This window comes from Vibrio sp. 10N.247.311.49 (assembly GCF_041467655.1).
Taxonomy (GTDB): domain Bacteria; phylum Pseudomonadota; class Gammaproteobacteria; order Enterobacterales; family Vibrionaceae; genus Vibrio; species Vibrio crassostreae_C.
On sequence record NZ_JBFSVA010000002.1, the window covers coordinates 1 to 21742 of the forward strand.

Below are 21742 nucleotides of genomic sequence, written 5' to 3' on the forward strand. Positions count from 1 at the left end.
CACCATCGTAGGTCACACCTTCAACCGTTAGGTTATCACCTTCAATGTCGGTAGCACCAGAAAGGAGGTCAGCGTCGGTGAATACAAGAGTTCCGTCTTCCTCGATTTCAAACGTTTTATCTTCAGGAACAGGCGCGTCATTAATCGGGCGTACCGTTAAATCAATTGCGCTGCTAATCGTTTCTTGGCCGTCACTGATGTCGAAAGTAAGGTCAAGTTCACCATTAAAATCAGCTGAAGGAACAACGGTGAAAGTACCATCACCATTGTCTTGAACTGTTGCATCATCACCAACTTGAACGTTAGAAGCAACAAGCTCGTCCCCATCTACATCACTTGCGTATTCGAGTAATTGTTCTTGAGTGAATGTTATGGAGCCATCTTCATCCATGATGTAAGCCAGATCTTGTTCAGCTTCTGGCGCATCATTTTCACTTTCCACTTTGATTTTAAACGTTTCGCTTACCGTTTCAGAATCAAAGTCATCCTCTACTTCGCTAATGGTCTCTTCGTCAGAAGCTTGAACATCAACTGCAAACGTCTCTTCTACTGTTTGTGAATCTAGCTCATCACCAACTTGTTGGTCACCCGACTCTGAAGATGTCGCACTCGGCGCTGCTGAAGTACGCGCAGCTTGGCCTTGTTCTTCATTACCTTCAGCATCTGCTCCACCTGTCGCAGACTCTGCGTTATCGCCACCTACTGCTTGAGCGCCAGCACCTGCTCCGCCACCACTGCCAGCAGCATTGTCCGAGCCAGCTTCCGAAGCCGCACCACCGACTACATTGGATTGAGCTGCATCAGAATCTCCATCGCTTTCTGGCGTCTCTTCTTGAACAGCCGCACCAGAAGCCGACGCATCTTCAGCATTACCTGCGCCACTCGGATTGTCTTCTAAAGCCTGATTAACCTCGTCGGCCGCATCCGTGTTTTCAGCACCCGTCGCTATTGTCGACGCAATCGTATTTTGTTGATTTTGTTGATTCTGCTGTTGGGAGGGCGTACCCGCGTCGTTCGTGTCCGTTTGTTCTACCGCGTCATTGAGAGCTTCATTTTGGTTGTTTTGGTTATTTTCGCCTGCCATTACAGCCTCCGTTGCTACTAGCTAACTGATCGTATTTAGAGGCATTAAAGGACACCATTTTGAAAAACCAAGTTTTTATACAACATTTTTCATAATTTCTTTTTAAAGAGAAAGAATCAAAAAAAATTTGAAAACTGCCTTTAAAGATCCTTAGTTATTGTGATTAAAGCAATTAAGGGAGTGGAGCGATGATAGACATGACGAATTTGTTGCGCTCGGTCGACAACAACCACAAAGGGCTGCAATTGCTATTAGGCGACTTTTACAATGACTTTTCTGACGCAGCCCTAAATATAGAAGCGCTTCATAAAGGTAATCGTTTTGATGAACTCAACAGTTACTCAAAACGATTGAAGACCATCTTAACGTTGCTTTGCGACCAAGACCTTCCGCCAAAAATGGCCAAATTGGAACACTTGAGTAGACACGAGTTTCCTGCGCCGGAAGATCTAATAGAGGATGTAAAAACTGAATTGCACAACGTCAATCGACAAATCAACCACTTGTTGGATATTAAGGAAGTAATAGATGGCAAGTAACCGAGGTCAGTCATGAGCAATAACCAAATAGAACATCACCTCCGAAAAGCACTCGTTTCCAATAACGAGGCTTCTAAGGTCACAGCTGATGACACTATTGTGCTTGCTAGTGCCATGACCAGCGTTCACAAAACGTTGCTCATTATATTCTTGCTCGCTTTGGTCGCTATTGCGGTGGCGTCACAAGCACGTATCGATATTGTTGTTTCTGTACGTGGAGAACTGCTATTGGAATCGGATGTTGAGAAAGTTCAACATTTAGAAGGCGGGATATTAGAAGAATTGTTAGTCAGAAAAGGGGAAGTCGTTTATGAGGGCCAACCTATCGCTCGAATACGCTCACTTGACCGTAACACTCAACTTGATACCGTCAATACTGAAATTATTCAGATAGAGCTCGATAAGATTCGTTATGAAAGCTTACGCGACATGATAGAGCCTAACTTCGACGCTTTCATTGAGAAATACCCTGAGCAAGTTCAGGTCAACATGAATACCTGGAGACAAGAATTCTCTAAAAACCGTTCAAATGAAGAACTCATTACACACGATATTAAGCACAAGAACTCGTTGATCAGTTCAATGTTAAAGCGTCGCAAAAGTTCAGAGAATCAACTCTCTCTGATACGTAAGCAGCTCAACATCAAAAACACCCTCTATAAAGAAGAGATGGCGTCTTATGTCGACGTTCTTAACATGAAAGTACAAGAGTCGAATATGGTGCGTGAGATTGAGAACCTTGACGAATCTGTGATGAATGAGCGTTTCCAACTCGACAAACTGGAAAAGCAACACCGTGACTTGGTTGAGAATCGAAACTCTGAGTACCAAGCACAAATCATTCAAGCGAACAAAGACCTCAAGCTAAAGCGAATCTTACAACCGCAGCATTCCGACAAGGTTGATCGCCTAGTCGTCTACTCGCCAGTCGATGGTGTGGTCGATAAACTTCACTTCAATTTCCGTTCTGCTGTGATTCCGCCAGGAGAAAGTATCGCCGATATTGCCCCAATAAATAATTCGTTACACGGTGAAGCGAAGATCCCACGTAAAGACATGGGATTTGTCGAAATTGGTCAGGCAGTGAAAGTAAAAATGGATACCTATAACTTTGCAAAATACGGGTTTGTTGAGGGAACCATCGCCTCAATCAGCCGTTCATCATACGAAGAAGAAGACGCTGAATTCTATTTAGCTGAGATTGAAATTGACCGAAACTTTCTTGAACGAGGAGGCACTCAATACAAGTTATCACCTTACATGGAGTTTACCGCTGATGTGAAAACAGGCTCGCGTCGCGTGATCGAATACGCTGCGAAACCGGTGATGTCAGCCATCGAGGATGCTTTCGATGAGAGATAATCAATGAGCGGTAAACCTTCGTACAATATTTCCATACCCGCCCTACGTCTAAGCATACTATTTAGCGTGGTATTGGCTGCGCTCGCTTTCTATTTATACTTTTCTTGGTCAAAAATAGATTCAGTCGCACAAGTGCAAAGCGCCCCACTGCTCATACAAGCCCAGAAGCTTAATCAGACCATAGAACAAGATATTCAAACTCTGCAACAGTGTTTAAGTACCAACACTTGCGGCACTAACGAATTCAACCTGGTTAACTTGAAGCTTGAAATTGATGAATTTCGCTCTTTAGCCTCGTTGAACAAAACCGAGTTCAGCTTGGTTGGGGCAACTGAATACACACAACTGGAATTGGCGATTAATCGTTTCTCCGATAGCGCAAAAACACGTAACGACGTATTAGGCTTGTACCTTTCATTGACCAATAACTATCTGCAGATGGACGACAACTATCGCACCATGTTTAACAACCATGCAAATGACTTAATGTCAGAAAAAAACGAGTTCTTTATCTGGTTGTTTATGGTGGTCGTGATATTGGCTGTGATTACGATTCTATCCAACTCAGTTGCTATGTTGAAGCTAAAGAAATCCAGTTCTAACGAACGCGAAATCGACTATGAATTCGATGCCCTGTATCAAGAGCTGAAGCAGCTAGATTTACAACGTCTTGAAGAGCTTCTTAATGAAGTTAGCATCAACCCCAAGCAGCGTCAGATTTACTCTCATCTCAAACTTATTTTCAGTAAATTAGAAGACCAAAAGCGCAATAACGATCTCTACAAACAGTTGTATGCGCTGATCGGTTATGAGATTCGCGGAATTACAAACACCATCAACGGTGGCGTCCAATATCTGGTTCAAGAAACCGATGAAAACGGCGTGTTGATGGCGAACGATATTACCTCTGCGTGTAGCACACTATCTGAGTTAGCAGAAAACTATAATCGCTTGATATCACAGGGTACGGAAAGCAAGTCGAAAGAGTTCTCTTTACTGAGTGTGTTATCTGAATTAATGATTCATATCAGTGCCAAAGTACAACGTAATGAAAGCCAACTTGACTGTTTTATCTCTGACAACTTACCCAATCGTGTAGAAGGTCAATCCACCAGCTTGTTCTGGATATTGTTCCTGCAGCTTTCCAATGCCATTCAACTCAAATCAAATAAGAAACTGTTTGTAACGATTGAATCGGGTGCGGCTTCAGACATGGAAAATACCCGTGTCACCATCAACCTCAACTTCTTATCAACACTGGATGTTTCTGTTGCCAAGCTCAACAAACTCCATTGGAGCGCACACAAAGACCATACAGCCAGCACAGATGACTTAGCGAAAAGCGTTCTGAAGGATTACGGATATTACGAGAGCCACTGGTTCCAGTCAGGGGCTCAGGAACGTTTTCAGATCGAGCTTGATCTTAAGGCTAAGAACTTCCACACAGAGAAAACTCGCTTTGATGGCAAGCGTTTACTCTTGTGTGCTAATACTCAAGTTCGCATCGATGTGATGAAGAAAATGCTCAGTAACTTGGGGCTTGATATCACCGAGATTCGCACTGCAAATGAGCTTTTCTCAGCGGCGAAAACGTTCGGTGATTACGATGCGATTATGCTCACCGATACCTTTGAACCCAACAAGCTGCCGTCGTTGAGCAAGACGGTGAAATCTCAGCTTAAGAACCACCCAAATACCAAGTTACTGTTGTCAGTGACCAACACTCAGCAAGCACAAGAGTGTCATAGCTTCGTCGACAAAATCATCAACGCTCCTGCTATCCCTTACGAGTTCATTCCAAACCTACTCACCATTATGGAAGCGGAAGCATCGGAAGAACAGATGGAAAACAGCTCATTCCTTATCGTAGAGGATGACCGAGTTCAACAAATTTTACTGAAACGAATCTTGACCAAACAAGAATATGAACCAGACATGGTTGGCGATGGCGCCGATGCCGTGAAGCACTTTATGAACAAGCGTTCTGACATCATCTTCATGGATTGCATCATGCCGGGTATGGGTGGCATCGAAGCCACAAAACGCATTCGCCAATTCGAACAAGAAAACGAGAAAAACCCTTGTACCATCATAGGTGCAACCGCATTGACCAGCAGTAACGAACACCAGGCTTGTATTGAGGCCGGAATGGATTACGTAATCAGCAAACCTTATAAAAGCGACCAAATCATCAAGGTGATCAACAAGTATGTGGCGGTACAAAAACTTAACTAGCAGCATCATAGCTGCGCTTACATTAAGCACGACACCTTCAGCATCGGCGACTACCCTGCTTGAGGCGGTAGAACTCGGTCTGCAGAACAGCCTTTCTCTTCGGGCGAGTGATAAAGGGGTCGAAGAGAACGAGTACAACATTGGTATCAGCCGCTCAAAATTTCTTCCTTCCCTCAATGGTGCTGCCGATACCACATGGAATGAAAATGAAACCTTGCTATCAAGTGTGCCTGATGAAACTTCAAGCTATAACTCGAACAGCTACAGCCTTTCCCTTTCTCAATCGATCTTCAATCTGGGCGATATTTTCAAATATGGGACGGCAAAGCTCGACTTCAACATTGAAGAGATTAAACACGAGAACAAAATCCAAAGCACTATTTCAGAAATCGGCTCTCAATACTTTGAGTATTTGAAAAACAACGCACAAATTAAAGCGACCAAGGTAGAGCTTAAGTCGTCTGAGACGCGTGAACATCAAATGCGACGCAATGTGGAACTCGGCAATACAGCCGCCAGTGAGCTTTACGAAGTGATTGCTCAGAAAGAAGGTGTGTCGAATCGATTGAGAACCTTGCAGAAAGACCGTCGCGTCATTCTCAACGGGCTATCGATTCAGATTCAATACCCTATCACTCCGTCTCAAGATATCTACGAAAGTGTGCCTTTAAAAGAGATAAACGAAACCGAACAACGATCAATCATGGATCAAGCGTTAAAGCTCAACAACGACTTGTTAGTGGCTAAGAAAAACGTCGAGAGAAGCCGCAGAAGCTTAAAAGAGAGCGGTTCGAACTTCTTACCGACCGTATCGCTTTCAGCCAGCTATCGACACGATGACGCCAATAACTTCGACAAAACCGACATTACAGCGACAGGCGAAAGTAACTCAACCAGTGTTGGGTTAAACCTAGCAGTTCCTATCTTGTCTGGTGGCTCTGATTACTACGGCTATCAAAAATCATCGACGGCCATCGAACGTACTGAGCTGCTTTACCAAGATTCGCTTTACACCACACGTAACAGTGTGAATACCTCCGTGCTCAACATTAACGATTTCTCGCAGTCTATAAGCAGTTACGAAAACATCATTCGCGCCAACTACGCGTCTTATAAAGGGATCCAAAGAGCCTACCAATTGGGCACGCGTACTATCACCGACTTGCTGGCGGCGGAAAGTAAACTATTCAGCGCCTTAAGAGACTACGAAAGCGCACGATACGACTACATCATCGAGACCATCAAGCTTGAGCAAATTAAGGGAATACTCTCAATTCAATCTATCGAAAGCGTGATGCAATTAATGAGCGATATTGAGGGACGAGACAATCAAGATTTGGTGCCTAAACATCTTCTCTCAACGGAGTCGTTGAGGAAAGGAGGTCGCAATGCAAACTGAGCAGTTTTCGCAAAAGATCAACATGGCAGATAAGTGTTATCTGACTTTCTCAACGATAATATCGACCCTGTTTGGTTTGGTACTGCCCTTCTCCATTCTGATCATTTTTGACCGAGTGTTACCCAACCAAGCACAAGATACTCTGTTCTTATTGTTCGCGATTATCTTGATTTCTATCTTCCTCGACTATCACTTAAAAAATCAGGAAGAGAAGATTTCCTCTGTCATCATGAGGCAGTTTGAGACCAACTTAACCAATAAGGTATTTCAATCCATCTGTTTGGCGGAAATCTCTAAGTTCCGACGTTTGGAGCCAGGCGAATACCTAGAACGAATCTCAACCATTCCTGAATTGAAAACCTTCTTTGGTGGCGAATCGGTTCGAGCGCTTATCAACCTTGCCGTCAGCGTGATCACTATCCTCATCATAGGACTCATCAACATATGGGCTGGCATTATCCTTCTGATTGCCTCTGTCATCTTGGCTATTTTTGCGTGGAGCCTTTCCAAACAAAAGATTGGTAGTTTGCAGAATAAGTCAGACATCGAAGGGTTAACTACCTCCAAAATCATTGAGATCATCTCTAGCCCGCTTGATATCAAAGCTCGAAATATGGAATACCGCGTTGAAAGCCTGATGACACAAATGGTCGAAGAGCGCGAAGTTGAGAACATCAAATATGAGCAAATCGAGTCGAACTTTGGCTTGATTTTGGCGCTCATCCAACAGCTATCCATTGCTTGCGTTGTTGTGGTACTGGCAACGGCCGTTATCAATATGGAATCTAGCCAAGGCATCATGGCCGCGATCATCATGCTAACCAACCGTTATTTTGCGCCTTACCAACAAGTGATGCGCACCGCGAGCCGTTGGGAGTTAAACAAACTCCATATTCAGCGTATCGTTGACCTCCTTGAATTGGCCGCCTCTGTTAAACACCAACATGAAACAACAGAAGTAGAACGTATCTCGGTTAAGTATTCTGAAAAGCAGCGTATCGAGTTCGAACTCGGACAAGCCTATTTGCTGACAGGGAAAAGTGGTTCAGGTAAGACCCACCTCGCTAACTGTATTACGCGTCAGAACAGTGATAGCAAACTAGATATCATGATTAACGACACGCCTTTGGATGACGTCAATTACAACGTTTGGCGTAACAGTGTTCTGATGGTTGATAAGACCAGTTCGTTCGTAGAAGGGACGATTATCGATAACCTCACCTGTTTCCGCCCAAGCTTGAATAACACGGCGTTTGCACTGTGTGAAACCATGAACATCAAAGCCCAAATTGATGGGCTTCCTGCCGGTTTTTATACAGAACTCAAAGGCCATATGCGTAACCCATTCTCACGCCAAGTTGGCTACGCCCTATTATTAGTTCGCGCCCTGCTCGCCAGTAAGCGCGTATTGATATTTGATGACATCGACTGTGTGTTTGATGAGGAATTTGCACGAATGGTTCTCACCAGTACGGCTTATCGAGCCAACGACAAAATCTTGATCATCGCCAGTAATAAAATGGACAAGCTTAACCATCGCCTCAAACGCGTAAAACTTACCGGAGGTGACCAATGAGTATCTTAGTCGACTTCAATAATGTACCGCAACGTGTCTTGGATTTTGAATCCAGCGGATACGACGAACGTTACAGTCAATCGCCACTTATCCGCGGTTTGGCCTACACCTTGATAGCACTCGAATGGGAAGGCACACCCGCGATACTCAGCGATGCTTTTATTCCGAAACACAAAGACAGCGACAGCTTTACAGCAACCATAGAGCGTCTTGGGTATCGCTGTGATGTGACCAAATTAAAGACACTCGAGAATATAGATAAACACCCTCAGCCATGCTTTATTGAAATAGAGAATCTAAGTGCGATTTTCTTAGGCACCAAAGATGGAAAGTTGCTGCTGTTTGATTACACGAACAACAACACCATTGAATACCCAATGTGCAAAAAGCCCTGTTTGCTGATTGCGATTAGCGAATATTCTCGTCTGTTCCGCGAGCCACCTCCAGAATCGCAAGACAGAAGCAATTGGATTAAATACGCTTTCTATCGTTATAACAATGAACTTAAAAGCCTGATCATTCTCAGCTTCGTCATCAGTATTCTCGGTGCATTGCAGCCATTCTTTATTATGAGTGTATATAACTTCGCACTGACTTCGAGCTCCGAAGCCACACTCTATTGGCTAACCTTATTCGCCATTATTGTCGGCTTCTCTGAATACTTCTTTAAGAAAATGCGGGTCAACATCATTGCCACTTCCGGTAAAGACCTCGCCGTGCACATCTCGCAAGCCGTTATATCTAAGTTGCTTTGGCTACCCTATGCGATGACATCTACTGCTGGGGTCTCTTCTCAGCTAGCACGTTTGAAAGATATCGATACCTTCCGACGCTTGGTGACTGCCGAATCGACGCTCAGCTATTTTGATATGCCGTTTGTGATCGTATTTATCATCGCCATTGCTCTGATGTCTGGTACAGCGGCATTAGTGGTGATGGGTGGTTTAATCCTGATGTTAGTGTTCTGTATTTACTCTCGCTATATCTACTCGCAAGCCACATCCAAAAGTTCGCGCGCCAATGCGATGGTCTCGTATCAATGGAACGAAATCCTTCGTGGTATCAAAACAATCCAAGGCCTGCCTTTACTTCGTGTCGTTCAATCTCGATTCAGTGCATCGCATATGCAAAGCACCAGCGATGCAGAGAACGTTGCCGTGACTAACAGTAAGATTCAGGCCGCTGGCGGTAGTTTGATCCAAGTGATTGGCACAGCAAGTATCGTGACCGCGGTAATCGGCGTGATGGAAGGTACTTCTGATGCGGGTGCCATGCTCGCAACCGTTATTTTGGTTTGGAAAGCGTTAGGCCCAATCATGGGTATCTATAACTCAATTTCCAAGTTCCAATCGATCAAGGCTTCATCAGCACAGATAAACAACCTGATGTCGATGAATGACGACAAATTGACCTTAGAAAAAAGCCCACCTATTCGCCTGTTCCAAGGAAGCATTGTGGGCAGCGGAGTCAGTCACCGATATGCAGGAGCCGCAACGGGTTTAACTAACTTGGGGTTCAAAATCCCACCCAGTGCCAAAGTGGTCATTTGTGGCCCTACGGGCTGCGGTAAAACCACCTTAATTTCAATCATTGCTGGGCTAGAAGACCGCTATCAAGGCGCTGTATCTGTCGATGGTTACAACATTAAACAGTTCAATAGCTACCGTTATCGCACGTCGATTAACTACATCCCTTTCAATTTGCATATTTTTGAAGGCTCACTTGAGACCAACTTCATTTTACACAACGGACTGATTCCAACAGACAAGATGCAAGAGATGATCAGCTTCTTCGAATTAGATGAATGGCTTCCGGAAGGCTTGGCTACTCAGTTAAGCGTGGATAAATGCAAAAGTCTTCCGAATGGAATTCAACAAAAACTGCGTCTGGCACTTGGCCTAGGTAACTGTGAGCAATCTCTGATTATCATTGATGAACCGTTCAACGGTGCAGAGCAAGAAAACGCTCAATACTTTAATCGCCTGTTCTCCGATAAATTGTTGAATAAGACCGTGATTTTTTCTACTAACGACCCAGGTTTGATCGCAACATCAAACATGAGTTTAGTGTTAGAGCCGGATGGAAATTTGAAATATTTTGGCTTAACAGACAAATACTTAAACAGCTTAAGCTAAAACCTCAACGCTTAATCACAATTCGCTATTTAGGGAAATGGATATAATTGACAAATTCATAAGCGAGAGGGATGATTCGCCCCAATACCACAGGTAACAAGGAAGAATATGTACACATTCGTTGCAGACAAGCTTGATGTAGCTTACTTATCCGCAATTCCTGAAAACCACCAACTTCAGGAGTGCGATGTACCTGAAGAAGAGATGGAGCTTCGAGAGATCGTTGAGGTTTGGTATGAGTCTGCCTTCCTACCCGCTTTCAATCTTCAGAAAATAGACATTGAGAACAAAGCAGAGCTCACCATCGTACAAATGCACGTATTCAGCAATGATACGAGCACACTCGCCTTCCTACTAAAAAACAGAGTGTATCGCGCCGCACTTAACAGAATGCTCGGTATTTGGACATTAGAACCCTCTGCAAAAACCGTATTAGAGCAACTTCTTTTCGAATTAAGCCTCGATAACAATCGTCCTCATTAGTAAGCTTTTTAAGTGATTCATCAATAAGCATAAAATTAAACAAACTGCCAAACGCTATAAATTACTAATAAAAGAACGCATTTCAAAATAAGCTCTGGAATCACAAGAACTTATACCTCTCCCACACTTACGTAAAATTTACCGTTTCAAAGTTTCCATATCGGCATTTTTATTCTACTGTTTTTATATAACGACAGTTGGATGGATCCTTATATGGCGATTACGGTTTGGAATAACCTTTCAGTCAAACATAAACTCTTTGGCTTAGTTCTACTTCCCATTTCATTATTACTCTTCCTAGCAGGTAGACAGGCTTATATATTAACGACTCAGTTAACCGATTTTGAACGAACCAATCACTTATCTGTCTATCTTCAAGATATTTCTATTTTGTATAGAAGTACCTTAACCTCTAGCCCTGAAGAGTTTGCTACTCAAAGCAACCAAGTAAAGGCAGAACTTAAAAACCTGTCTCCCATCATTTTTTTAGACGCATCTGATGAAATGAATCAACTTGTTGCCGATTTCAGCGAAGCGACCTTATCGACGATGCAAGTGACTGACACTTACGATAAATTGGATGCCCTCGAATGGCAGAGCGATTTATACAAGCAACTGTTACTTGAAGTAGAGAAAGTCCCTTTTGAAAACACTAAACGTGAAATTCAACAGCACCTCACTGCCCTTCAACAACTTGAGTGGTTGATGTTTTGGTCGAACGAAGAGTTCAAGCTTGGTAGTTCACTGATTGAGATCTTCCAAATCAGCCAAGAGTACGACCCAGAACTCGCCGAACAGATCAAAACCTTGAGTGAAAGACAGCAATTGTTCTTAGAGCGCTTTGTTTCATTGAACGCCAACGAACATCAAGTTTCTTTGATGGTTGAAGTGTTTCGAAATGATGTGTTTGCTCAAAGCCAAGAGATAAGAAGCGCGCTACTCGACCTAAATACAATCAGCCAACTGACGCCACAAGAAGTGTCTGTCGGCTTAGAAGCGATGAGCGCACGGCTCAACTTATTACAAAGCCTTGGCGGCGTAATCAAGCAAGAGTTTCAACAAGAAGTTGAGCAAGCCATCTATGACGCGCAAATACAACGAACCCTGTTTATTTCAATCGTCGCTTTGCTGGCAGCGATTGTTATGGGTTTAACTCTTAGCTTGGCGAGACAAGTCACTAACAACCTTAATTTGGTGTTAGCTTTCTTAAAAAGCGAAAATGATGACACGCGCCCTTCTTTAGATAAATTAATCCAAGGTAAAGATGAACTCAGTCTGTTTGCTCAGCAAGTTGAACGATTGACCATCGAACGAGAGCTCGCGAAAGAGAGATTGACGGTAGCAAAAGAAGACGCAGAGAGAGCCAAAGAGGATGCCGAACACGCGAAAGACCACGCAATACAAGCCAGCAAAGCAAAAAGTAGCTTCTTGGCCAACATGTCTCATGAAATTCGCACCCCGCTCAATGGTGTTATTGGTATTTCGGAAATCCTCGCAGATACGCCGCTTACACCGACACAACGTGACTATGTTGATACGATCGAAACTTCATCCCAACTGCTCCTTAGCTTAATCAACGATATCTTAGACTTCTCTAAAATTGAGTCTGGCATGCTATTAATCAGCCCGCATTCTGCATCGATTAGAGAGTCGATATACGACATCGCCTCTATTGTGGCACCAAAAGCGAAAGAACAAAGAATATCGATTAACGTTGATATCAGCCCAGATACACCAGCACGCGTGATGATAGACGATCACCGTTTAAGACAGATCTTGATGAACTTTATGTCGAATGCGGTGAAGTTTACGGCTGAAGGTGGCGTCACATTATCAATTCAAACGCTCAACAAAGCAGATAACAATGCCACCATTCGATTTGCTGTACGAGATACGGGTATTGGTATCGATTCACTGCAACAAAAACAGATATTTGAACCGTTCGCTCAAGAAGACGATTCAACCACACGTCAATTTGGTGGTACTGGTCTTGGTCTAGCCATCAGTACACAGTTGGTAGAGCTGATGGGTGGTCAAATTCAACTCGACTCCGTCAAAGGTGAAGGAAGCTGTTTCTACTTCGACTTGGTATTGCCTGTTGACTTGATACTGCCAAAACCAAGTACAGCAACGGCTGATATTTATGTGCTGGGTAACGAAAACATGCTCTCCGAGCGAATAGAGTCCGACCTTAACCTTTATGGTTTGAAGGTTACCGATAAAACGAATGATATAACGGCAATTACAGAGCAGCTCTCCACTCAAAAACACACTAAACCTATTACTGTTGTTTTCGCCGAAGATGACGCATTCCTAGCTAATACCCACGCAGATAACTTAGAAAAGCTGCACCAAAACGGCATCACTATCTGTTTGATACGTTCCTTCTTAAGTGAGCCAGCGGATCTTGGTGACAGCGTTACTGCACAAGTCGCACAGCCCCTACTCGGCTTGCGTTTAATTAAAGCTATTGAGCTTTGTGATACTCGAGGTTTGGCGGAACTATCAGAAGCAAGCCAGACATCAGTCGAGATCCAACACAAAATCCTCATCGTTGAAGACAACAAGATCAACCAAAAAATTGCTGGTCTTCATGTCGGTAAAAGTGGTTTTGAATTCGAGTTCGCTAATAATGGTCAAGAAGCTGTGGACATGTTCACCGCTAATCCTCATTACGCGGTGATACTCATGGACTGCATGATGCCGGTTATGGATGGCTTTGATGCAACAAGCAACATCCGAAGAATTGAAAAAGAAACAGAAGCGACGCGACGCATCCCTATCATTGCATTGACCGCCAGTGTCATCGATGACGATATTCAGAGGTGTTTCGACGTTGGTATGGATGACTATGCACCAAAACCATTCAAGTTCGAAATGCTTAAAGAGAAAGTACTCACCGCGGTAGAAGCTATGCCACTACCAGCTTCCTATAAAGCTCAACCTAAGAAACAACCTGCAACTGTCACTCCAATTATCAACGGGGCTGCGACCAAACGTACTTTGCCTGAAGAAGCGGAACAAAACGCAATTCCGAGCAAATCAGAGAGAATATTGCTAGTCGAAGACAACCGCGTCAATCAAAAAGTAGCTTCTATCATGCTGAAGAAGGCCGGATATGCCTTTGAAATTGCAGACAACGGACAAATTGCCGTTGATATGTACCAGAACGACAGTAGCTTCGACATTATTTTGATGGATTGCATGATGCCTGTTATGGACGGTTTCACGGCAACTAAGGAGATTCGAGAACACGAGAAAAACCAAGGCTTAAGCAAAACTCCTATTATCGCGTTAACCGCTAGTGTTATCGATGATGATATTCAAAAGTGCTTTGATTCCGGAATGGATGGATACGTAGCGAAGCCCGTAAGAAAAGAAAAGCTATTCCATCAAATAGAAAGTGCGACTTGTTAGGAGATACCTCATGGATTGGATTAGAACAATAAAAACACTTCCCCGCAGAGTCATGTTGCCAGTCGCGGTAGGGCTATTAGGAAGCTTGCTTTTTCTAAGCCCTGCTCACGCCGCTGAAGATTATGCCATATTTTCTTTAGACTCCGGATTTGAAGAGATATCAATAAACAAAGCGCGAAAGCTCTATAGAGGGAAAACTAAGCACCTCAATGGCAAACGTGTTGAACTGTCTGATTGGCCTGAGAACAGTGCCGAAAGAGAGGACTTTTATCAGCTTTTGCTTGGAAAAAATGCCGCTCAAATGAATGCACACTGGGCTGGTTTATCTTTTTCAGGAAAAGCGCGTTATCCAAGAGAAATCAAAACGGCGTCAACCGACAGCTTAGTCGACTGGCTTGATGACAAACCAAACCGTATTGGTTACTCCCCACTCTCTTCGGTTCCTCAAAATGCCAACGTTCTCTACGTTATAAGTTCGGAGAAATAATATGAAAAGAATAATTACGTCAGTGTTATGTGCCTCAATGGCCTCTCCGGCTTTTGCGAATATCGAACTTACCGATAATTTATCCTTGAGTGGCTTTGGCTCAACGTCTTGGGCAACATCGGATAACGATAATCCATTAATCATCAACCGCGGTTTTACTGATGAGAGCTGTTACGACTGTGATACCACATTTGGTGTTCAACTCGATTACTTCTACAACTCATTCAAAGCTTCCGTGCAAGTTGTCAAGCCACCCCAATATGATTGGAGTGAGCCGCAGCTAGAGTGGGCTTACTTAGGTTATGAATTTAATGACTTTGATGTCAGCATTGGTCGATTACGACTGCCACTGTTCCTTGCCTCTGAGTACTACTATGTAGGCCAAGCCTATATGACCGCGAGGCCACCTACAGAGGTGTATAACAGCGTTCTCGGAATCACAGCTTTCAATGGCATAAAAGTGAGCTGGACTCACGATGTCAGTGACGAAGCTACTCTTTTACTTACTCCGTTTATCGGCATAAAAGATAAAAATGACGTAGATTTCAACTCGACTACAAAACTGGAATTTGAAACCAATCGCATGCTCGGCGCAAATCTGCAGCTAAGCGGTGATAGCTACCGTTGGAATTTATCTTTCCTAGATTCAAATTTCGATCAGATTGTTATCACAACAATTCCCGGAGTACCGACCCCATTCAGAACTGAGCAAGATAACCAGCATATACAACTTTGGTCATTAGGAGCAGAATACGAACTGGGTCAATTTGTTTTGACAAGTGAAGGACAGATCAGTGACATCTCGTCCTCGATGTACGCTAGTTTGGGCTACAGACTAGATTTATTCACTCCATACGTCGTTTACGGAGCAGAGTTTGATTCTCACGAACACCTAACAGGAAACAGCTACCTAATTGGTGTGGATTACGATGTGTTACCTAACGTCTCCATCAATGGCGAAGTGCAATATTTTGAGGCTCGTAAAGCAAACGGTGCCTTTGTTGAGAATTTCAATGCACTTACTGGTTTTGATGACAAAGATGCCGTCCTTTATACGATCATGTTGAGTTTCGTCTTCTAACCCAAATCCTTTTCCAATTACGCCAGACGAAACTGGCGAAGAGTTTATGGTAAGTGCAACGAATCCATATGTAAGCAGCACTGGGTATTCGGTACTCAAGCAAGGAGGTAATGCAGTCGATGCAATGGTGGCGATGCAGATGACAATGTCGGTGGTTGAACCGGATATGACTGGGATTGGCGGCGGTACTTTTGCGCTGTTTTACCAAAAAGACAAAGACCAAGATTGATCGCACCAAACCTTATGACCCAACGGGTTTGCTCGTCGAAAAGAAAACCTACGCCGAAATGTTAGTACCAGAGTTCATGCAGCTCGGTTATCCGGTGCATGTCATTCCAGTCGTCAGTGGCTTGAATGCCATTGAAGTCAAAGATGGCAAGATCTATGGCGCGACCGACAGACGCCGTGCATCAAGCTCTATGGGTGAATAATAAAACGAAATGGGCAAGTAACAGGCTTGCCCTTATTTTGTCTTTAGTTACTTGAACCTCGTCTAAGCAGTTCATGGATGCGAAAAAGCCAGTCGAACGTGTCGACTGGCTTTTCATTATAGGCTTCGCTAATTACTCATTAGGATATTATGAGCTTGGCGCTACTCGTTTATCTTTCAACTGATCAATAACATAGTCAGGAGCTACTTTACCTAGCTCACCTAAGCAATCATCGGTCTTTTCATTTCCGTAGCGCACATAGATATCGCATACCGCGTATAGCTGCTCTGGAGAACCAGAGATCAAATATGCTTTCTCGAACGATTTAGTCGACTTGTCGATATCCAACTCTTCTTGTAATACCCCATTTAGGTACCAGTAGTAGCTGTTATCTTTCGCTAGCTTCGCAGCCACTTCAATCTCTTTGGCTGCCGCAGTTTTGTCTTCAAGGCGAACCAGAGTCAACGATTTCGAATAATGCAGAGCGGCGTTGTTTGGCACGCTCTCCAAACCACGATCTAATACTTCGACTGCTTGCTTATCTTTGTTCTGAGCTCGAAAATTATCTGCGTAGCTCAACCAAACTTGCGCTTCTTTTGGATGCGTATTGATCAGCTCTAGATAAACCGTTTCCGCCTTATCCCAGTCATTGTGCCAACGAAGCACATCAGCAAACAGTAATTGGTACTTTTCAGATTCTTGCGTTTCCAAGAAGCTAATAAGCTCTGTGACTGGTGGTTCAATTTGTGCTTTCTGCTCGTCATCCAATGCATTGAAGTCACGGACTAGGTTTGACGTTGCCGTATGGCGAACCATGGTATCGCTGTCTTTTAGCAAGGGTGAAACTAACGCCCAGCGATGTTCAAGTTGGTAAGGTTCAGAACCGATAACCGCCGCTTCACGAACTTCAGGGTTTTGATCTTTTAAGCCTCTTACCACCGCCACCAGCGCATTTTGGCTTGGATATGAAGCAAGCTCTTGCAGTGCACCAGTACGATTTTCAACAGATTGATTCTGATCTTGTGCCATGTAAGACAACTGTTGAATGCGGGTTTGAGTGTCCGTCATTTCAAGCACTTGATTGATATTTTGTGCTGGCGCGTCAACCGTTTGTTGTACGCTATTCGCAGCCATCGCAGACGTTGAAATTAATGCGGACGTTGAAATCAATAAAGCAACAGCCGTCGCTAAACTCTTCTTCATCATAGTATTACCTTAAACTGGAGAACTTAGCCTGTCCTTAGACTCGTATCTGATTAAATTTTTCTTGGACCTGTTGATCCAAAGAACGAGTTAAAACTTGGTCTCGAACGTGGCTTGTTGCGCCTGTTTTGCTCGGTGCGCCATCAATACTGAGTCGCTGAATTTACCATGAGCCACTGGGTGCCCCATTGCACGAGCGATGTACGCCATCGACTTATCGACATGAGAAAAGAACTTATGCCAACCTGCACATAAGTAGTTCAAGCCCGGTTCGCCTGCACGAGTTTTGATAAAGCGGTTCTTAGGGCACTCACCATGACAAGCGAACTTGTAATCACACTGCTGACATTGACTGGTCAGTGTGCGGGATTTAGCAAAACCAAACTTTTGCTGTGGTGCGCTGTACGCCAAATCATCAAGTTTCTCGTGATGAATATTACCAATCTTGTATTCAGGGTAAACATAATGGTCGCATGAGAAAACATCGCCATTTGACTCCATTGCTAAGCCCTTTCCGCATATCTCGTTCAAGGTACACAGTGGGTTCGGACGCCCAATCCATGTTTCTACGCTCGCTTCAAAATACTGAACAAACACCTTACCGATGTCGTTCTTAGCCCACTCATCAAATACAGAAATAAGGAAATTACCCCAAGCCAAATCCGACACACACCACGATTCCATGATCGAATCTTTATGGCCGGGGATCAGGCGTTTGTCGCCTTGTTTGAGCTGTTCGCTCACTTGGGATGTTTGGGGTGCAACCGTTCGGAACGTTTTCTGTTCAACGATAGGAATAAACTGCATTTGCGGTGACTTCACAACATCACGTAGGAAGCGATAGACCTCAAGTGCATTTTGACTGGTGAGGTTATTCACACAGGTAAGCGTTGCGAACTTCACTTGGTGTTTGTGCAGCAGCTCCACAGCCGCCATCACTTGTTTGAATGTGCCACGGCCAGCTCTGTTAACACGATAGGCATTGTGCAGCATTTCGGGACCATCAATACTCAAACCGATCAGGAAGTTGTTCTTCACAAGAAACTCCGCCCAATCATCATTCAGCAAGGTACCATTGGTTTGTAAATCGTTTGAAATCAATACACCTTCAGGTTGGTACTTTTTCTGTAGCTCAACCACGCGTTCAAAATACGCCAAACCTAGCATTGTCGGTTCACCGCCCTGCCATGAGAAGATAATTTCTGGCGTGTTTTGACCTTCGATGTATTGTCGGATGTAGGTTTCTAACGTCTCATCATCCATTCTTGGAGAACTGCCTTTCTTGTACTCCAACAAATCTTGCTTACTTAGGTAGTAACAATATTTACAGTCAATGTTGCATGCTGCGCCAATCGGCTTAGCCATGACATGCAAGCGCTTAGACGCTTTACCGTTATATTGTGGACCTTGAGTAATATGCATGATTTACCTACCTATTTTAGTATTCTGGACCCATCATAATTCCTATTCGAACAGGTGACATGTTATACCCTTTATAACCAATAGGAATGACCTTAAACGTTAGAATTAGACCCTATTTCGAACATCTGAGGCACGTGATGAAATTTCTTAATTACAAACAGTTAGCAACAATTAGCAGCGTCACCATGACTATCCTTCTGAGTGGCTGTGCAAGCGTGCCTACACACCCCATCGCCCAACAAATTGACCAAGAGATGGTGTTGGTTGAAGGCGGCACATTCACCATGGGGTCGAACGGTCCAGAAGCGACCAAAGCAGAGCGTCCTGCACGTAATGTAACTGTAGATAGTTTCTATATTGCGAAGTTCGAGGTGACTCAAGAATTGTTCGAATCGGTGATGGGTTCATCTCTCAGTTATTTCCAAAACCCACAAGTTCCGGTCAATAACCTTAGTTGGCAGCAAGCAAACTATTTTGTTGAGCAGTTGAATGAATTAACGGGTGAAGAATACCGTCTGCCTACTGAAGCTGAATGGGAATTTGCAGCCAAAGGTGGCAATAAAAGTAAAGGCTATACTTACAGTGGTTCCAATAACTTAGATGATGTTGCGTGGTACTCAGCAAATTCTAAAAATAGCGCACATCCAGTCGGGCTAAAGAAACCAAATGAACTAGGCTTATATGACATGACAGGAAACGTGGGCGAGTTTGTTATCGATGCCTTCGATGACACCTTCTACCGATTCGGTCCAACAGACAACCCTAACAACGCAAAACACAGCGACGTCGGTTTATCACACAAATCGGTTCGCGGTGGCAGCTTTGCTTATGACGAAAATGAATCTGAAAGTTACCGTCGTGACTTCGCAAGCCAATCGATCACTATGTCAGATATGGGGCTGCGTTTAGTTAAGGATGTGAACTAGCTAACGAAGCGAACTAACTAAAGATGCCGAAGGTTATGGTTCACTAATCGTCACCAACAATACTAAAAATACGATTCGCACTGCACACACGTTACAAATCTGGCCAAACGTTGGAAACCTGACCAAACGTTGGAAACCTGACCAAACATTAGAACTCAGCGGCAATAGTGAATAAGGAAACTCTATGCAATACACCAAGCTTTCAGGACTAACCCTCGCGTTACTCTGCGCTCTCCCAGCTTCAGCTGAGGAAAAGCCAAATCTAGTCCTTCAAATCACGGTAGATGGCCTGCGCGCAGATCTAATCGAACGATATAAGCACAACTTCGGTGAAGGCGGTTTCCGGTACTTAATGGATGATGGTACCTACTACACCAACGCAAACTACCAACATGGCAACACGGAAACGATCGTGGGCCATGTGTCGCTTGCAACAGGTGCTCCACCGAGCGTACACGGCATGGTAGGTAACGTTTGGTATGACCGTAGCGAAGAACGTTTGGTGTATAACGTAGAAGACGGTAACTACCAAATGCTGACCTCTGGTGCAGGTGTCGATAAAGCAACAGAGATCGACCCAACGCAGAAGACAGCACAAGGCGATGGCCGCTCTCCAGAGCCAATACTCTCCACCACGTTTGGTGACGAACTGACGATTTCCAATAGTGGCAAATCAAAAGTATTCGGTGTATCAGTGAAAGACCGCGGCGCAATCTCATTGGCAGGACACAGTGGTAAAGCCTTCTGGTTCTCCAAAGCACAATCGGAGTTTGTCACCAGTAACTATTACTATGACGAGTATCCAGATTGGGTATCACGCTGGAACGAGAAAGCGATTGCTGCTCAGTATTCCAAACAGAAATGGGAGCTCTCATTACCGCGTGATAAGTACACGTTGCAAGAACACGATACCGAACACAAAGTGAAACTCGGTGACTTCCAACGCACCTTCCCTCATCCTTATGGCCCGGCAAGTTACAAGTACTACAGCACAACGCTAACCGTCAGCCCTGCTGGTGACGAAATCACGGAAAACTTCGCTAGCACCTTGTTGATGCAAGAGAAGCTTGGCCAAGGCGACGTGACCGATTATCTGTCAGTGAGTTTCTCATCAAATGACTACGTGGTGCACCTTTACGGCCCTGAAAGCCTAGAAACAGAAGACAACCTTATCCGACTTGATAAGACTCTCGCTAAGCTTTTCAAAACCGTGGATAACCAAGTCGGGCTAGAAAACACATTGATTGTGCTGTCTGCCGACCACGGTGTACCTGAATCTTCACCTGCGGCAAATGCGCTTGGTTTCAATCAAGCTCAATACTTCAATAAAGACACACTACTCTCGAGTGGTGTTGAGAAACGATTGAAGGATGAATTTGGTTTAACCAAAGACGCGATTCGCTTGTACGCACAACCTTACATCTATCTGAATCATGATCTGATCGCTGAGAAGAAGCTTGATCTGGCTAAGGTCCAAGAAGCTATTGCGGATGAAATTGCAAAAGTGAAAGGTGTTGCGTTTGCTGTATCAAGTAGTGACATTGCGGCTAACCGAGTACCGGATACGCATGTGATGCAGCTAATTAAAAACAACTACCACCCTGCTCGTTCTGGCGACGTGTACGTAGTATTTGCACCGCGCAGCTACATTAACGACATGGAAGGCCTCCAAATTGCCTCTACACATGGTTCTCCGTGGAAATACGACACTCATGTGCCTGTGATCTTTGCAGGCTACGACGTTGAAGCTAAGAAGGTATCGCGAGCAGTGACGCCATATGACATTGCGCCAACGCTTTCGAACAAACTGGGTATCACCCAACCAAGCGGGTCAATCGGAGAAGTGCTGCAAGAGATCACTGAGTAGACTCAATCTCTAAGGTTTCGTGAGCTAGATTTCGAATCCAGCACCCACTCAATAAAAGAGCCGTTTATCTGTTTCTGACTCACTAGGTCGAAACA

16 protein-coding genes and 1 pseudogene are annotated in these 21742 nt (G+C 44.2%); 14 read left to right on the top strand and 3 right to left on the bottom strand.

Going from position 1 to position 21742, the window contains the following annotated elements; all coding sequences use genetic code 11:
- A partial coding sequence (locus tag AB6E54_RS02810; RefSeq protein ID WP_372168741.1) for a cadherin-like domain-containing protein occupies positions 1 to 1084 on the bottom strand: 1084 nt, incomplete at its 3' end.
- Between the two features lie 188 nt (positions 1085 to 1272).
- Between AB6E54_RS02810 and AB6E54_RS02815 the strand changes: the two genes are divergently transcribed.
- The 12 genes and pseudogenes from AB6E54_RS02815 to AB6E54_RS02870 all read left to right on the top strand — a co-directional run.
- Complete coding sequence (locus tag AB6E54_RS02815) at positions 1273 to 1623, top strand: hypothetical protein (RefSeq protein ID WP_065584860.1); 351 nt, start codon at positions 1273 to 1275, stop codon at positions 1621 to 1623.
- 12 nt (positions 1624 to 1635) lie between these two features.
- A complete protein-coding gene (locus AB6E54_RS02820; protein WP_017060459.1) occupies positions 1636 to 2985 on the top strand; it encodes an HlyD family type I secretion periplasmic adaptor subunit in 1350 nt (449 codons plus the stop codon).
- A gap of 3 nt (positions 2986 to 2988) precedes the next feature.
- The gene (locus AB6E54_RS02825) at positions 2989 to 5220 is read left to right on the top strand and encodes a response regulator (RefSeq protein ID WP_102332850.1); all 2232 of its coding nucleotides are present in this window, start codon (positions 2989 to 2991) and stop codon (positions 5218 to 5220) included.
- The gene (locus tag AB6E54_RS02830) at positions 5195 to 6619 is read left to right on the top strand and encodes a TolC family protein (protein ID WP_017064679.1); all 1425 of its coding nucleotides are present in this window, start codon (positions 5195 to 5197) and stop codon (positions 6617 to 6619) included. Before AB6E54_RS02825 ends, AB6E54_RS02830 begins: the two co-directional genes overlap by 26 nt.
- Positions 6609 to 8195: an ABC transporter transmembrane domain-containing protein gene (locus AB6E54_RS02835; protein WP_102332851.1), complete on the top strand. Its 1587-nt coding sequence runs from the start codon at positions 6609 to 6611 to the stop codon at positions 8193 to 8195. Before AB6E54_RS02830 ends, AB6E54_RS02835 begins: the two co-directional genes overlap by 11 nt.
- Positions 8192 to 10330, top strand: coding sequence for an ATP-binding cassette domain-containing protein (locus AB6E54_RS02840; protein ID WP_017064681.1), 2139 nt, complete (start codon positions 8192 to 8194; stop codon positions 10328 to 10330). Before AB6E54_RS02835 ends, AB6E54_RS02840 begins: the two co-directional genes overlap by 4 nt.
- 108 nt (positions 10331 to 10438) lie before the next feature.
- Entirely contained in the window at positions 10439 to 10813 is a 375-nt protein-coding gene (locus tag AB6E54_RS02845; protein ID WP_017060464.1) for a hypothetical protein, read from the top strand.
- 213 nt (positions 10814 to 11026) lie between these two features.
- Positions 11027 to 14230 carry a response regulator gene (locus AB6E54_RS02850; RefSeq protein WP_102332852.1) on the top strand — a complete coding sequence of 1068 codons (3204 nt, stop codon included), beginning with the start codon at positions 11027 to 11029 and terminating at the stop codon, positions 14228 to 14230.
- Between the two features lie 10 nt (positions 14231 to 14240).
- Positions 14241 to 14717 (top strand): hypothetical protein, encoded by a 477-nt coding sequence (locus tag AB6E54_RS02855; RefSeq protein ID WP_017060466.1) that lies wholly within the window; start codon positions 14241 to 14243, stop codon positions 14715 to 14717.
- Between the two features lies 1 nt (position 14718).
- Positions 14719 to 15798, top strand: coding sequence for a sulfate ABC transporter permease (locus AB6E54_RS02860; protein WP_102332853.1), 1080 nt, complete (start codon positions 14719 to 14721; stop codon positions 15796 to 15798).
- 145 nt (positions 15799 to 15943) lie between these two features.
- Positions 15944 to 16027 (top strand): hypothetical protein, encoded by an 84-nt coding sequence (locus AB6E54_RS02865; protein WP_371726260.1) that lies wholly within the window; start codon positions 15944 to 15946, stop codon positions 16025 to 16027.
- A pseudogene (locus AB6E54_RS02870) lies at positions 16017 to 16229 on the top strand (gamma-glutamyltransferase); the annotation flags it as partial. The gene AB6E54_RS02865 and the pseudogene AB6E54_RS02870, both read left to right, overlap by 11 nt.
- Before the next feature lie 147 nt (positions 16230 to 16376).
- Here the strand turns inward: AB6E54_RS02870 and AB6E54_RS02875 are convergent.
- Together AB6E54_RS02875 and AB6E54_RS02880 are read right to left on the bottom strand one after the other, a co-directional pair.
- Positions 16377 to 17435 (bottom strand): HEAT repeat domain-containing protein, encoded by a 1059-nt coding sequence (locus AB6E54_RS02875; protein ID WP_102332854.1) that lies wholly within the window; start codon positions 17433 to 17435, stop codon positions 16377 to 16379.
- A gap of 87 nt (positions 17436 to 17522) precedes the next feature.
- Positions 17523 to 18854 (bottom strand): anaerobic sulfatase maturase, encoded by a 1332-nt coding sequence (locus AB6E54_RS02880; RefSeq protein ID WP_102332855.1) that lies wholly within the window; start codon positions 18852 to 18854, stop codon positions 17523 to 17525.
- A 137-nt stretch (positions 18855 to 18991) separates the two neighbouring features.
- Here AB6E54_RS02880 and AB6E54_RS02885 point away from each other — a divergent pair, with 137 nt between their 5' ends.
- Complete coding sequence (locus tag AB6E54_RS02885; RefSeq protein ID WP_017060470.1) at positions 18992 to 19780, top strand: SUMF1/EgtB/PvdO family nonheme iron enzyme; 789 nt, start codon at positions 18992 to 18994, stop codon at positions 19778 to 19780.
- Between the two features lie 184 nt (positions 19781 to 19964).
- The gene (locus tag AB6E54_RS02890) at positions 19965 to 21647 is read left to right on the top strand and encodes an alkaline phosphatase family protein (RefSeq protein WP_102332856.1); all 1683 of its coding nucleotides are present in this window, start codon (positions 19965 to 19967) and stop codon (positions 21645 to 21647) included.
- Positions 21648 to 21742 lie beyond the last annotated feature (95 nt).

Excerpts from the sequence above, each read along its gene's own strand:
- AB6E54_RS02815 (WP_065584860.1), top strand. The coding sequence starts at position 1,273 with ATGATAGACATGACGAATTTGTTGCGCTCGGTCGACAACAACCACAAA.
- AB6E54_RS02820 (WP_017060459.1), top strand. The coding sequence starts at position 1,636 with ATGAGCAATAACCAAATAGAACATCACCTCCGAAAAGCACTCGTTTCC.
- AB6E54_RS02825 (WP_102332850.1), top strand. The coding sequence starts at position 2,989 with ATGAGCGGTAAACCTTCGTACAATATTTCCATACCCGCCCTACGTCTA.
- AB6E54_RS02830 (WP_017064679.1), top strand. The coding sequence starts at position 5,195 with ATGTGGCGGTACAAAAACTTAACTAGCAGCATCATAGCTGCGCTTACA.
- AB6E54_RS02835 (WP_102332851.1), top strand. The coding sequence starts at position 6,609 with ATGCAAACTGAGCAGTTTTCGCAAAAGATCAACATGGCAGATAAGTGT.
- AB6E54_RS02840 (WP_017064681.1), top strand. The coding sequence starts at position 8,192 with ATGAGTATCTTAGTCGACTTCAATAATGTACCGCAACGTGTCTTGGAT.
- AB6E54_RS02845 (WP_017060464.1), top strand. The coding sequence starts at position 10,439 with ATGTACACATTCGTTGCAGACAAGCTTGATGTAGCTTACTTATCCGCA.
- AB6E54_RS02850 (WP_102332852.1), top strand. The coding sequence starts at position 11,027 with ATGGCGATTACGGTTTGGAATAACCTTTCAGTCAAACATAAACTCTTT.
- AB6E54_RS02855 (WP_017060466.1), top strand. The coding sequence starts at position 14,241 with ATGGATTGGATTAGAACAATAAAAACACTTCCCCGCAGAGTCATGTTG.
- AB6E54_RS02860 (WP_102332853.1), top strand. The coding sequence starts at position 14,719 with ATGAAAAGAATAATTACGTCAGTGTTATGTGCCTCAATGGCCTCTCCG.
- AB6E54_RS02865 (WP_371726260.1), top strand. The coding sequence starts at position 15,944 with ATGTCGGTGGTTGAACCGGATATGACTGGGATTGGCGGCGGTACTTTT.
- AB6E54_RS02875 (WP_102332854.1), bottom strand. The coding sequence starts at position 17,435 with ATGATGAAGAAGAGTTTAGCGACGGCTGTTGCTTTATTGATTTCAACG.
- AB6E54_RS02880 (WP_102332855.1), bottom strand. The coding sequence starts at position 18,854 with ATGCATATTACTCAAGGTCCACAATATAACGGTAAAGCGTCTAAGCGC.
- AB6E54_RS02885 (WP_017060470.1), top strand. The coding sequence starts at position 18,992 with ATGAAATTTCTTAATTACAAACAGTTAGCAACAATTAGCAGCGTCACC.
- AB6E54_RS02890 (WP_102332856.1), top strand. The coding sequence starts at position 19,965 with ATGCAATACACCAAGCTTTCAGGACTAACCCTCGCGTTACTCTGCGCT.